13 protein-coding genes are annotated in these 13,528 nt (G+C 52.6%); 6 read left to right on the forward strand and 7 right to left on the reverse strand.

The window, feature by feature from the left end:
- Positions 1–12: 12 nt before the first annotated feature.
- A complete protein-coding gene (locus tag HKT17_RS01275) occupies positions 13–885 on the forward strand; it encodes an AEC family transporter (RefSeq protein ID WP_171097263.1) in 873 nt (290 codons plus the stop codon).
- Here HKT17_RS01275 and HKT17_RS01280 read toward each other — a convergent pair.
- Both HKT17_RS01280 and msrA read right to left on the reverse strand, forming a co-directional pair.
- Complete coding sequence (locus HKT17_RS01280) at positions 817–2,775, reverse strand: hypothetical protein (RefSeq protein WP_205882475.1); 1,959 nt, start codon at positions 2,773–2,775, stop codon at positions 817–819. The genes HKT17_RS01275 and HKT17_RS01280 overlap by 69 nt on opposite strands.
- Positions 2,776–2,851: 76 nt before the next feature.
- A complete protein-coding gene (msrA, locus tag HKT17_RS01285) occupies positions 2,852–3,460 on the reverse strand; it encodes a peptide-methionine (S)-S-oxide reductase MsrA (RefSeq protein WP_171097267.1) in 609 nt (202 codons plus the stop codon).
- A 116-nt stretch (positions 3,461–3,576) separates the two neighbouring features.
- On the opposite strand from msrA, the gene HKT17_RS01290 reads away from it, so the two are divergent.
- The 5 genes from HKT17_RS01290 (at position 3,577) to pstS (ending at position 9,587) form a co-directional block, all read left to right on the forward strand.
- The gene (locus HKT17_RS01290) at positions 3,577–5,574 is read left to right on the forward strand and encodes a peptidase U32 family protein (RefSeq protein WP_171097269.1); all 1,998 of its coding nucleotides are present in this window, start codon (positions 3,577–3,579) and stop codon (positions 5,572–5,574) included.
- 134 nt (positions 5,575–5,708) lie between these two features.
- Positions 5,709–6,659: a phosphate ABC transporter permease PstC gene (gene pstC, locus HKT17_RS01295; protein WP_171097270.1), complete on the forward strand. Its 951-nt coding sequence runs from the start codon at positions 5,709–5,711 to the stop codon at positions 6,657–6,659.
- Positions 6,660–6,662: 3 nt separating this feature from the next.
- A complete protein-coding gene (gene pstA, locus HKT17_RS01300; protein WP_371815423.1) occupies positions 6,663–7,580 on the forward strand; it encodes a phosphate ABC transporter permease PstA in 918 nt (305 codons plus the stop codon).
- Between the two features lie 22 nt (positions 7,581–7,602).
- Positions 7,603–8,379 (forward strand): phosphate ABC transporter ATP-binding protein PstB, encoded by a 777-nt coding sequence (pstB, locus tag HKT17_RS01305; RefSeq protein ID WP_171097274.1) that lies wholly within the window; start codon positions 7,603–7,605, stop codon positions 8,377–8,379.
- Between the two features lie 176 nt (positions 8,380–8,555).
- Positions 8,556–9,587, forward strand: coding sequence for a phosphate ABC transporter substrate-binding protein PstS (gene pstS / locus HKT17_RS01310; protein ID WP_371815434.1), 1,032 nt, complete (start codon positions 8,556–8,558; stop codon positions 9,585–9,587).
- Positions 9,588–9,834: 247 nt separating this feature from the next.
- Here pstS and HKT17_RS01315 read toward each other — a convergent pair whose 3' ends face one another.
- The 5 genes from HKT17_RS01315 to HKT17_RS01335 form a co-directional block, all read right to left on the reverse strand.
- A complete protein-coding gene (locus tag HKT17_RS01315; protein WP_171097279.1) occupies positions 9,835–10,521 on the reverse strand; it encodes an MIP/aquaporin family protein in 687 nt (228 codons plus the stop codon).
- 7 nt (positions 10,522–10,528) lie between these two features.
- Positions 10,529–11,017, reverse strand: a complete 489-nt coding sequence (locus tag HKT17_RS01320) for an arsenate reductase ArsC (protein ID WP_171097280.1) — start codon at positions 11,015–11,017, stop codon at positions 10,529–10,531.
- The gene (locus HKT17_RS01325) at positions 11,014–11,514 is read right to left on the reverse strand and encodes an arsenate reductase ArsC (RefSeq protein ID WP_171097282.1); all 501 of its coding nucleotides are present in this window, start codon (positions 11,512–11,514) and stop codon (positions 11,014–11,016) included. Before HKT17_RS01325 ends, HKT17_RS01320 begins: the two co-directional genes overlap by 4 nt.
- The gene (locus HKT17_RS01330; protein ID WP_171097284.1) at positions 11,507–11,842 is read right to left on the reverse strand and encodes an ArsR/SmtB family transcription factor; all 336 of its coding nucleotides are present in this window, start codon (positions 11,840–11,842) and stop codon (positions 11,507–11,509) included. Before HKT17_RS01330 ends, HKT17_RS01325 begins: the two co-directional genes overlap by 8 nt.
- A gap of 103 nt (positions 11,843–11,945) precedes the next feature.
- Entirely contained in the window at positions 11,946–13,169 is a 1,224-nt protein-coding gene (locus HKT17_RS01335; protein ID WP_171097287.1) for an alpha/beta fold hydrolase, read from the reverse strand.
- Between the last annotated feature and the right edge of the window lie 359 nt (positions 13,170–13,528).

The following is a 13,528-nucleotide window of genomic DNA, read 5'->3' on the forward strand; positions in this document are numbered from 1 at the left end:
CGGCGGCCTTCTATGTTTTTGCGCATTGTTGCGGTTATTTTTCCGGTGTTTGCGGTGGTGGCCCTTGGGTATTGGTATGGGCGGGTGAAAAAACCCGACATGAAATTTGCCAACCAGCTGAACATGGAAATTTTTGTGCCGGCGCTGGTGTTCTCGGCCTTGGCCAGCAAGTCGTTTGAAATTGAATCGTATTGGTTGCTGGCTGTGGGTGGTGCCATTGTGGTGTTGGGTTCAGGTTTGTTGGCATGGCCTGTGGGCCGTTTGTTGGGAATTGATAGCCGAATTTTTGTGCCTCCCATGATGTTCAACAACTCCGGCAACATGGGCTTGCCACTGGCCATTCTGGCATTTGGTGAGGAGGCCTTGCCCGCTGCGGTGATGCTGTTTTTGGTGGGCAATACGCTGCATTACTCGTTGGGCACCTGGATGATGAGCCCCAATGCGCGCATTTTGATGTTGTGGAAAGAGCCCGTGATTGCCGCGTCCATTGCAGGTTTGCTGGTCAGTGTGCTGAAAATTGAAGTGTGGGCGCCCCTGTATTTTGCAATCGACATGGTGGGCGATGTGTCCATTCCACTGCTGCTGTTTTCATTGGGGGTTCGCCTAACGCAAGCCGATTTTTCGGATGTAAAGCTGGGCGTAATTGGCGGTGTACTGTGCCCACTCACAGGGCTGATTTTCGCGGCCCTGTGTGTGTGGTTGCTGCCTTTAAGCCCCGAGCACACCGCCATGTTGATTGTTTTCGGTGCCTTGCCACCAGCAGTGCTCAGTTTTGTGTTTGCCGAGAAATACGGCCTTCAGCCTCAACGGGTGGCGTCACTGGTGATGATGGGGAACCTGATGAGCCTCATCTTCGTGCCGATGGCCCTGTATTGGGTACTGTGAACCATTGCCCGGGCTGGGCATGCTCACCCACACCCGTTCACTTCTCGGCAGGCGCAAGGTGGCATTGGCCAGCAGGTCGGGGTATTGGGCCAGGTCAATGACCAGCCTTTCCTTTCGTGGGTCGTTGTAAACATGGCCCAGTGTGGGCCCGGTTCGCATGCCCAAGGCGGTGAACTCGGGTGTTTTCATCCACAGGCCCAGTGGCAACAATTCCATGGTGTTGTAAATTTCGCCAATTTTTTCAGCTGGCAATGTGCCCACATGCACTTGCAGGTAAGGCCCCAGCGGCGAACGCAGTACGGTTTTAACGGCTCGCAGTTCGGTGCTTAATTGCAGTGGGGGCAGTGCGCTGCCCAAGGCAATGCGAATGGTGTTGTCTTGCAGCTTGACTGCGGTCTCGTCAATTTTGATAAAGCTGCTGAGTTTTAACCCGGCGTAATCAATCAGCGGCAGCATGGACAGGCCAAATAGGCGCACTTCGGCGGGTGTGAATTCCAGGTGCTGTTTGTCGCTTGAAATAAGCAATGGGCCGCTGAGTTTGGCAGGCAACCAGAATAGCGGTATGCCAAAAATTTCAGGTTTCACTTGCAGCGAAAGCTGCAAATGAGGCTCGCCAATGGTGGTGTTGACTTGTCGAATTGGGCTGCCCTCGAAGTTGAACAATGCTTTGTTCATCAGGGTATTCATGGCGGCTTCGCTCAGCGAAATCTCGCCCACATGCACGGTTTGTTTGGCGGTCGGCAGTTGGCCAAGGTCGGTGGATTGAGTGCTGGCCAACAGTTTTTCAACACGCAGTTCAATCCCCTCGCGGGACAGCAGCGTGGCATGGTGCACCGCCAGGGTCACTGCCTCTTGAGCAGAATTCAAACCTTCAAGTTGGGCAATCGCAGCCTCTCCAGTGTTGAGCAAGGCCGTTTCAGCGGGGTTGAGCAGCCCTTCCTGGGCGCTGATCCACAGGGCACCGTCGGTGCGAAGCTGCACGGTGCTGGTGCTGATTAAACTGTTCAAATCGTGCAGTGCAATGGGCAAGCTGCCATTGCTGATGCCTGTGACCAAGGTGGGCTGGCCAGCCAGCACCATGCCTGCAGCACGTAATTCACCGCCGTGGGTGTACACAAAATTAGCGGGACAATCGGCTTTGCAATAAAAGGGGGGTGCCGGGTTGGCCTGGCCCAATAACACGGTGACTTCCCCTTGCCCCAATTGCACGGCATTCAGTTCGAAAGAAAGTTTGGGGGCGGGTAGCACTTGATCAAGCCGAAGCACCATGGCCTGACCTTGCAAAGCCACGGCCTTTGATTTCATGTCGATCAGCGATTGCAACTGAATATTGGTGGCCAGCAAGGCTTTGTACAGGGGTACGCCTGCTACCTTCAAGGTGCGCGGGGTGAGGGTAATTTCCCCTGCATTGGCCACGGCGGGTGTGCCTTCCATGGTGAATGGAATCCAAAAACCCAGCCTTTTAATATCGCCGGTAATCAGCATGCCGTCAGTTTGCGTGGTCACCTGCTTGATTCGCAAAGGCGCCTCGCTGGCTTGCAGTTCTGCCTGCACAAGTGCCTGCAATACGCTGTCGGCAATTCGAAGGTGCGCATGGTCCACGTTCACTTCATAGGCCGCCAGGTTTTCGAGCGAAACAGGGGTGTTGGGCTGTGCGGCGGCAAGCGTGCCGTGCAAGCTTTGAATATCGAATCGAATGTTGTTTGCCAAGGCCAGCCGGCTGTTGCGCACCTGTACCAAGGCCTGTTCGCTGGGCTGCCAGGTGTTTGGAAGCGAAATGCGCCAGTCCTGAACCTTTTCCAGTGTGTCGGCCCACGCATTGGGGGCCATGTACAGGGTGAATGCAGCAAATGCGAGGGTCGCCAACAGGCGTGCTTGACGCTTCATCACGGTCGGTTAGAGTGAATTTGGGGTGGAGTGTAGCCGGATGTGGCTGTTTTTACTGGAATTGTAGTTCTAGGTGTTGTTATTTGGGTTTGTAGCCCCACACCTCGTTCAAGCGGTTTTCGCGGCCACAGGTGGTTTTGTAATACTGATAGCGCAAGGGGTTTTTGCGATAAAAGTCTTGGTGATATTCCTCGGCCACATAAAAGGTTTGGGCGGCTTCAACCGTGGTGTAAATGGTTTTGAATTTGCCGGTACCCAGCAATTGTTCCTTGCTTTGTTTGGCCTCGCGGTGCTGTTGTTCGTTCAGGTAAAAAATAGCTGATCGGTATTGTTCGCCCACATCGCAGAATTGCCGGTTTTCAACGGTGGGGTCAATATTGGTCCAAAAGGCTTTCAACAGGGTGCTATAGTTGATTTGCCGGGGGTCGTATTGCACCCGCACCACTTCAACATGGCCGGTGTTGCCTTGGCTCACCTGCTCGTAGGTGGGGGAGGCAGTGCGCCCGCCGGTATAACCGGAATCAACCGATTTCACGCCCCTGATTTTTTCAAATGCTTCCTCCATGCACCAAAAGCAGCCGCCTGCGAATATGGCCTGTTCAAGTTGCTTGGCGTGCGCCAGGGGCAAAAAGCCTGAAAGCCCCAACAACAAAGTTGCAGTGTTACGCGACCAAACCACCCAAGCCATGCAAGTACTCCTTGTGCAACATTCAAACTGATTGTGATGCCAACCACGGTTTTGCTTTCAATCAGACCCGCTTTTTGAAATAATGTTCACCCCTTGCCAGAAATATCAGTGAAATCATGAGTTTGTTGCCACACGAGTTGGAATTGCTAGCCCCCGCACGCGACGTTGAAATTGGTCGCCAGGCTATTTTGCACGGCGCAGACGCGATTTACCTGGGTGGGCCAGTGTTCGGCGCGCGGGCCAATGCGGCCAACTCGGTGGCTGATATTGCAAAGCTGGTGGAGTTTGCCCACCGCTACCACGCACGTATTTTCACCACCATCAACACCATTCTTCACGATGCAGAGCTTGAAGAAGCCCGCAAACTGGTGTGGCAGTTGTACGACGCAGGTGTGGATGCGCTGATTATTCAGGACATGGGTTTGCTCGAGATGGATTTGCCCCCCATTCAACTGCATGCCAGCACGCAGTGCGACATTCGCACTGTGGAAAAAGCAAAGTTTTTGGCTGACAGCGGATTTTCGCAATTGGTATTGGCGCGCGAGTTGACCGTTGAAGAAATTACCGCCGTGCATGCGGCGGTGGGCAATTCCGCCACCATCGAATATTTCATTCACGGCGCCTTGTGCGTGGCTTTTTCGGGGCAGTGTTACATTAGCCATGCTGAAACTGGCCGCAGTGCCAACCGTGGGGATTGTTCGCAGGCCTGCCGCCTGCCCTACACGCTGACCGATCAAAGCGGTGCTGTGGTGGCCTTTGACAAACATTTGTTGTCGATGAAAGACAACAACCAAAGTGGCAACCTGGAGCATTTGATTGATGCGGGTGTGCGTTCTTTCAAAATTGAAGGGCGCTACAAAGACATGGCCTATGTGAAAAACATTACGGCCCACTACCGAATTTTGCTGGACGAGATCATGGAGCAGCGCGGCGAGTTTACCCGCGCGTCCAGTGGCACCACCCGCCACTATTTCAGGCCCGACCCCGACCGCAACTTTCACCGTGGCTCAACCGATTACTTTGCCAGCGGCCGGAAAATTGACATTGGCGCGTTCGATTCACCCAAGTTCATTGGCCAGCCGATTGGCCATGTGGTGGCCGTGAACGACAAAAGTATTGATATACAAACCAGCGACGAACTGAACAACGGCGATGGCCTGAATTTCATGCGCAAACGGGAAGTGGTGGGCTTGCATGTGAACCGCGCCGAGAAGGTGTTTAGCAAGGGCGTGCACAGCAAAGGCGACGGACAGGCGGTTTACCGCGTTTTCCCGAAAGACCCGATCAACAGTTATGGTGGCCTGAAAGCAGGTTTGCCCATGCACCGCAACCGCGACCATGCCTGGGACATGGCGTTGACCAGGGAAAGTGCCGAACGCCGCATTGGTGTGTGGCTAACCTTGACCGAGTGGATGGAGGGCGATGTACTGAAGGGCTTGCAATTGAGCTTGACCGACGAAGATGGGATTGCCACCACCGCGCAAGTTGACATGAAGCTGGAACAGGCCAAGCAGCCCGACACTGCCGTGGACAGCATTAAAACCCACCTGGGCAAGTTGGGCGGCACCGATTATTCGGCTTTGGGTTTGAATGTGCATTTAAGCCAACCCTGGTTTGTGCCCGCCAGTACCTTGAATGGCATGCGCCGTGAGGCGATTGAAGCCTTGAATGCCGCGCGAATTGCTGCCTGGCAACGCCCGCTGCGCAAGGAGCCTGTGCAGCCTTATGTGGAATACCCGGAAAAGTCGTTAAGCTTCCTGGCCAATGTTTACAACGACAAAGCGCGCGAATTTTACAAAAAACATGGTGTGCAGATGATTGCTGCTGCTTATGAGGCGCATGAGGAAGCTGGTGAGGTTCCTGTCATGATCACCAAGCATTGTCTGCGATTTTCGTTTAATTTGTGCCCAAAACAAGCCAAAGGCGTGAAAGGTGTTCAGGGTCAGGTGAAGGCCGAGCCCATGGTGCTGGTCAATGGTGATCAAAAGTACACCCTGAAATTCGATTGTAAACCCTGTGAAATGCACATCATGGGTAAAATGCGCAAAGACATTTTCAACAGCCCGCCCCCCTCGGTGGTGCCGATCACTTTCATGAAGCGCAAGCCAGCGTGAGCGTTTAACCACGTTTCCGTGCCGTGATATTCGATTTCACGGGTACGTCAAATTTTTGTCATTTATTTGTCATAATTCTTGGATAACCTTGTAATTCTGCGTGAAACTTTCTGCTGGATTAATTACTTATTAATATGTCCGATACTTCGACGATCAAGGCCCCGGCCAAACGGGGCGACGCCATCTTCGGCGTATTAACCAGCGGTGCATCTGTTTTCACATTGTTGATGCTGGGTGGAATCATTGCCTCTTTGGTGGTCGCTTCATGGCCCACCATCACCGCATTTGGTTTTGACTTCCTGTTCACCGCCAACTGGGACCCCCCCATCGACGAGTACGGTGCCCTGGTTCCCATTTACGGTACTTTGGTTACTTCGTTTATCGCATTGATCATCGCTGTGCCCATCAGTTTTGGTATTGCATTGTTCCTCACCGAACTGTCCCCGCCTTGGTTGCGTCGCCCATTGGGAACAGCGATTGAGTTGCTGGCTGCGGTGCCTTCAATTGTTTACGGCATGTGGGGCTTATTGGTTTTTGCGCCTATTTTTGCGAAATACGTTCAGGCGCCCTTGAATGCAACCGTGGGCGAGATCCCTGTGATCGGCGCACTGTTCTCAGGCCCGCCAATCGGCATTGGCTTGCTCACTGCTGGTGTTGTTCTTGCGATCATGATCATCCCCTACATTGCCGCTGTGATGCGCGATGTGTTTGAGGTGACCCCGATCATGTTGAAGGAAGCTGGTTATGGCATGGGTTGCACTACCTGGGAAGTGGTCTGGAAAATTGTGCTTCCCCACACCAAAGTGGGTGTGATTGGCGGCATCATGTTGGGCTTGGGTCGTGCGCTGGGTGAAACCATGGCTGTGACTTTCGTGATTGGTAACACCAACTATTTGAATGACATTTCCCTGTTCTCTCCCGGCAACAGCATTACCTCCGCCTTGGCCAACGAGTTCGCTGAAGCAGATGCAGGCTTGCACACTTCCGCCTTGATGGAATTGGGCCTGGTGTTGTTTGTGATCACGTTCTTTGTGTTGGTGGCATCGAAGTTGTTGCTGGCCAGACTGTCGAGCAACGGGAGATAAACCATGAGTAGCATTTACACCGACCCGACCTCCATGCCAAAAGAAAACGCAGTCACCACAGTGGCCACCGATGAGAAAATGCGCATCAAAATGCAGTCCAAGCGAAAGCTGCTGAACACCGTGGCATTGACCTTGTCTTTGGCGGCAATGGCTTTTGGATTGTTCTGGTTGATCTGGATTCTGTACACCACTGTAACATTGGGTATTAGTGGCTTGTCTGCACAGTTGTTTACCGAGATGACGCCACCGCCCAATGCGGAGGGTGGTGGTTTGGCCAATGCCATTATGGGCACCTTGCTGATGGTGGGTTTTGCCACATTGTTTGCTACACCCTTGGGTATTCTGGCGGGTGTTCATCTGGCGGAATCCAGGAAAGACAACAAACTGGCAATATCGGTGCGCTTCTTCAACGACATTTTGTTGTCGGCGCCTTCAATCGTGATTGGTCTGTTTGTTTACGCCGTGATGGTTCGACCCATGGGGCATTTTTCAGCTTGGGCGGGTGTAGTTGCACTGGGCTTAATTCAGATTCCAATCGTGATTCGCACCACCGAGAACATGTTGCGCCTGGTGCCTGACGCTTTGCGCGAAGCGGCTTTCGCCTTGGGTACGCCCAAGTGGAAAATGGTGATGGCTATTACTGTGAAGGCAAGCTATGCGGGTATCTTGACGGGCATTTTGTTGGGTGTTGCGCGTATTGCCGGTGAAACTGCACCGTTGTTGTTTACAGCACTGTCGAACCAGTTCTGGAACAGCGACATGATGAAGCCTATGGCGAACCTGCCTGTGATTATTTTCAACTTTGCACTTAGCCCGTTTACAAACTGGCAAGAGCTTGCGTGGGCGGGCGTGTTCCTGATCACCGCAGGTGTGCTGGTGTTGAACATTATCGCGCGTTCGCTGCTGAAGAACTCGAAATAACTGACCTTTGAAGGCCCAGACCATGTCTACGATTGACGTTGAAGAAAAGATCAAACTTGAAGTAAAAAACCTGAATTTCTATTACGGCGCATTTCATGCATTGAAATCGGTCAATTTGAGCATCCCTGAAAAGAAGGTGACCGCTTTCATCGGCCCTTCTGGATGCGGCAAGTCTACTTTGCTTCGCGTGTTCAACAAGATGTTCGCTTTGTACCCGGAACAGCGCGCTGAAGGTGAAATCTTGATGGATGGTGAAAACCTGCTGACCAGCAAGAAAGACATCGCCTTGATTCGCTCCAAGATTGGCATGGTGTTCCAAAAACCCACCCCGTTCCCAATGTCGATTTATGAAAACATTGCTTTCGGTGTTCGCCTGTTTGAGAAATTGTCCAAAGGCGAGATGGAAGAGCGCGTGGAGTGGGCGTTGACCAAAGCTGCTTTGTGGAAAGAAGTGAAAGACAAATTGCATCAAAGCGGCAATGGTTTGTCAGGCGGTCAGCAGCAGCGTTTGTGCATAGCCCGTGGTATCGCGATCAAGCCTGAAATTTTGTTGCTGGATGAGCCCTGCTCAGCCCTGGACCCGATTTCTACGGCCAGTATTGAAGAGTTGATTACCGAGCTGAAAGAAGACTATACCGTGGTGATCGTGACCCACAATATGCAGCAGGCGGCACGGGTTTCTGATTACACGGCCTATATGTATCTTGGTGAACTAATTGAGTTTGGCGTGACTGATCAAATTTTCTTGAAACCCAAAAAGCAGGAAACAGAGAACTACATTACAGGCCGATTTGGCTAAGTAACTTGCGAACCGGCTAGTTGCCAAGTATTTGAATTGTTTACAAGAAAACCACATTTGGCATGTCAAATGTGGTTTTTTGGCATTTATGTGATTGCCTTATTTCTGTCATGATTCTGAAATATTTGTTAGGCACTATAGCTTTACTTTAATAAGTGAGGTGAAAAATGTTCAATATTAAAACGATCGCTTCGGTGATTTCCGCAGGTGCCTTGGCCCTGAGCATGACTTCTGTGAACGCCGCTGAGATTACTGGCGCTGGCGCTTCTTTCCCAGCCCCTGTGTATTCAAAGTGGGCTGACGCTTACAACAAAGAAACTGGCAACAAGGTGAACTACCAGTCCATCGGTTCCGGTGGTGGTATCAAGCAAATTACTGCGAAAACCGTAGATTTCGGTGCTTCCGACATGCCTTTGGTACCTGAAGACCTGAAGGCCAAGGGTTTGATGCAGTTCCCAACCGTGATCGGTGGTGTTGTGCCTGTGGTTAACCTGCAAGGTGTTGCTCCCGGCCAGATGAAATTGTCTGCTGAAGTGTTGGCTAACATTTATTTGAACAAGATTACCAAGTGGAACGACAAGGCAATTGCTGCTTTGAACCCTGGTGTGAACTTGCCTGATATGGATATCAGCGTGATTCGTCGTGCTGATGGTTCAGGTACAACTTTCATCTTCACAAACTACCTGAGCAAAGTAAGTGCTGACTGGAAGAGCACCGTTGGCGAAGGTACAGCAGTGAAGTGGCCAGTAGGTTTGGGTGGCAAGGGCAACGAAGGTGTTTCAGCTTTCGTGCAGCGTGTACCCGGTTCAATCGGCTATGTTGAGTATGCCTACGCAAAGCAAAACAAGCTGACACACACACAGTTGAACAACGCTGATGGCGTGTACGTACAACCTTCTGAAGAGTCATTCAAGGCAGCTGCCGCTGGTGCCGATTGGTCCAACAGCTTCTATGAAATCTTGACTCAGCAGCCTGGCAAAGCCGCATGGCCCATCACCGGTGCTACTTTCATCTTGTTCCACACTGAGCAAGCAGATGCGGCCAAGGCTTCTGAAGTACTGAAGTTCTTCAACTGGGCCTACGCAAAGGGTGACAAGTTGAGCTCTGACCTGGACTACGTTCCACTGCCAGACGAAACAGTGAAGAAGATTGAAGCTGCCTGGAAGACTGTAAAAGCAACTGACGGCAAGACAATCGTAATGAAGTAAATTTCAACTTCGGTTGATGTGGGAAAGGCCCCGGTTTAAACAAACCGGGGCCTTTTTCTTTTGGAGATGTTGGCAAAGTTGGTATTGAGCGCTCACGGATGCAAGGTTACGATGCGTTGCTATGAACCCCTTGGTGGTGACTTTTGCACACACGGTAAATTTGCTCTACCAGTACTGGATACACACTGAAACTTTCGAAGGAAAATGAAGGCAGCACCCGATTTCAAGAGCCGGGTGCTTTGTTTGATCAAGCCGCCGGGTTAGGTGCCTGAGAAGTAACAGTCGAATTGTTTGAGCCGAAGGCTTTGTACAGAACGAGGGCCAACAGGCCGCCAATCACCTCAAACACCACGTAAGCGGGTACATCGGCAGGCGCAATGCCGGCAAAGCTGTTAGAGAACTGCCTGCCAAAAGCGGCGGCGGGGTTGGCAAAAGAGGTACTGGAGGTGAACCAGTAGGCCGCGCCGATGTAGCAGGCCACCATGCCAGAAACCCGCTCTGCCTTGGCCATCAGAATGACCAGCAACAGCCCTGCGGTGGCCACAATTTCACCGGTCCAAATTCCCCAGCCAGTGCGGGCTTTCTCGGAAAATTGCAAAAGCTCCATGTCAAACATTTGGTGAACCAGAATGGCGCCGAAGAAGGCGCCAGCCAGTTGCACGACGATGTAGGGCAACAGTTCAGAACCCGGTTGGCGTTTCAGTAAAACCATGGTGAGTGTGACCACCGGGTTGAAGTGCGCACCACTGATGGGGCCAAATACTTCAATCAAAATGTAAAGGCCGAACACGGTTGCCAGGGTATTGGCAATGAGGGCGACACCATTGTTGCCTTCCGACAGATTTTCAGCCATGACGCCTGAACCAATCACGATGGCCAGCAGCAGAAGGGTGCCCAAAAATTCGGCACCCAAACGTTTGGGTAAGGAGTACATAATTTGATTAGCTCCGTGCGATCGCGGCCAGTGCGGCGTTTAGTTCTGCCGCGTTCATGCTGCCAAGGGGCAGATGAATAAGCTGCATCATCTTGAAGGCAATGGCTTGGCGTGTCAGCTCGAATGCGCGAGGCTTGTTTTCCTCAAGCTCATTGGATGGGTCGGGGTAGCCCCAGTGTGTTTTTACAGGGCTGCCTGGCCAATAGGGGCACTGCTCAGAAGCCGCGCTGTCGCACACGGTAATCACAATATCGATTTTCGGTGCGCCGGGTTCGGTGAATACATCCCAGCTTTTGCTGGTGTATTGGCTGGTGTCAATGCCCACATTGGCCAAAGCCTGCAAGGCGTAAGGGTTCACGCGGCCGCTTGGTGCGCTGCCTGCGCTGAAGGCTTTGATGTTTTTGCCGTACTGCTGGGCAAGGTGGTTGAGCATGCCTTCAGACAGCACACTGCGCGCAGAATTGTGGGTGCAAAGAATGAGTACGTTGGTGCTCATGAAGTTACTTTTCCTATGTGTTCGACTTCGTGTTGGATGGCCAGTTTTTCAAGTTTTGCAATCGGCAATGCCAGCATCAATTCAATGCGCTTGCGCAGCAGCAGGCCCACATTGCGGAATTCTTGCAAGATGTGTTCATGGTTGCCTTCGGCTTTGGCAGGGTCGGGGGCACCCCAGTGGGCCACAATGGGTTGGCCTGGCCACACAGGGCATACTTCGCCAGCGGCCTGATCGCACACGGTGAATACGAAATCCATTTGCGGCGCGCCAGGTGCGGCAAATTCATCCCAGCTTTTGCTGCGCAAATTGCTGGTGTCCATTTCCCATCGCTGCAAAAGCTCAATGGTGTATGGGTTTACACGGCCTGCCGGAAAACTGCCTGCTGAATAGGCTTTGAACTGCCCATGGCCAAGTTGGTTCAGGATGGCCTCGGCCAGAATGGAGCGGGCGGAGTTGCCGGTACAAATAAACAGCACATTGAATTTTTTATCACTCATGGTGAGCCTCGTTGTGGTGTGGTGCAGTAACAGGTGTGCAATTTTGGCCTTCGCAGCAGTTCTCGGTGAGGTAGGAAATTACGCCATTCATGTGGGCAAACTGCGCGCTGTAAATCAGGTTGCGCCCGTCGCGAATGGGTTGAACCAAACCGGCGTTGCTGAGTTCTTTCAAATGGAAAGACATGGTGGCTGCAGGAATGTCCAGGCGCTCGCAGAGTTGCCCGGGTGTAAGGCCTGTGGGGCCAGTAACAACCAGGGCTCGAAACACGCGCAAACGCGAGGTGTGTGAGAGTGCCGCCAGTGCTTTGATGATGTCATTTTCTTCCATAATTCGATAATAATGGAAATATCGAATTATTGTGTGAAGGTTTTGTGACAAATGTAAAAAAGAGGCTGCTTTAAAGCGCCCGACCCAAGCGGGCTTGCTTGGCTCAGGCGGCCTTTTTGACTGCTGTGCTTTTTGCCGAGGTGTTCCGGGGCCTGCGGGTTTTGGGTGCTGGCGCTTCTACTTGTGAGTGGCCGCGTAGCCAGTCGGCCGCCTGTTTCCAAACATGTTCCCGAGCCTGGCTACCCAGAATAACCCCCATGTGCCCGCCGGGGGCGAGCAAAAAGGACTTGTCTTTCGAGGCCACCATTTTCAGGCTTTTCTTGGCCATGCTGGCAGGCACCAGGTGATCGGTTTCACCTGCAAACACGAGCATGTTGGCGGTGATGTTCCCCAGATCGGAAATTTGATCCCCAATTTTTACTTTGCCATGCGCCAGTTTGTTGTCCACCGCAAAACGAATCATGAAGTCGCGCACCACACCGCCGGGATACAGCATCATGTTGTTCAGGTAATCGGCCGTGGTGGTGTGCTGCTCTACGAAATCACGGTCATTCAGGCGGGTCAGCAGGTCCCAGTAGGTGGTGATGCTGGCCACCGGGGCTGTGAGTTTGAAACCAAGGCTGACCATCCAGCCGGGCGGGCTGAACAGGGTTGGGTTGATTCGGTCCAGTCTGAATTCGCTGTACTTGCGAATGAAACGTGCTGTGACGTTCAGTGTGTTGGATGCAAAGGCCATGATGTTTTTGCCGTCGCGCAGATCGATCGGGCTGGCCACCGTGACCAGGTTGCGAATGTGCTTGTCGTGCCCGTAGCCGGCGTACAGCAGGCACAGCAAACCGCCCATGCACCAGCCGAACATGGACAGTTCTTTGGAGCCACTGTGCTCGCGCACTGCTTGCAAAGCCTGACCCATCATGATGTTGCTGTAGTCGAACAGGCCCAGGTGGCCGTCTTTGCGCTCCGGTTTGCCCCAATCGACCAGGTACACGCGAAACCCCGCCTCTACCATGGCTTTCACCAGGCTGCGGTCGGGCATCAGGTCGAATGTTTCCGTGGTTACGCCCAGCGGGGGTACCAAGACCAATGGCACCGCGTGCTGGCGATTCGTAGGTGCCTCGATTTCGCCTTCGGCAAGGCTGGCTGAGGGGGTACTTGCTGTGGGGGCGTAGTAGCGTACGCGCATGGGCAAGTGTTCGGCAATCACTTCATATTCAGTTTTTCCTGACTGGATCAAGATCTCCTTGCGAAAGAACCAGTCCGCCGCATTGGTCGCGGTGTTGACGGCCAACTCGTTGATTTTCAGGGCGGTTTTGAATAGTTTTTTCACGGTTGCTGCGGTGCAAGGTTGGGATGGTCGAAGTTTATACGCACAGTGGGGCGTTTCGGATGAGGGTTTACTCTAAATACAGATTTCTGATCCCAACTTGAAGGTATGCCGCTGCTGTTTGTAGCCTACTCGGCATAGGTTGCTTGTGTCTCACAGTACAGGTTTATTGGGAACTGAACTTGAATGGTCACCGCTGCCCGAAAACTTGGCATTTCGGCTTGTTGGCTTGAGCCTGCACTAAGCCAAGCCCTCCAAAAGTAACGGTCGGGTCTTGGCTTTCGCGCCATGGCGCGATCGTTAGTCTCTGCACGCCAAGCCGGCAAGTTTTCTGACTGGTCATCGTGCGACCCATTGCAAGT

The sequence above is a fragment of the Limnobacter sp. SAORIC-580 genome, assembly GCF_013004065.1.
GTDB classification, from domain to species: Bacteria; Pseudomonadota; Gammaproteobacteria; order Burkholderiales; family Burkholderiaceae_B; genus Limnobacter; species Limnobacter profundi.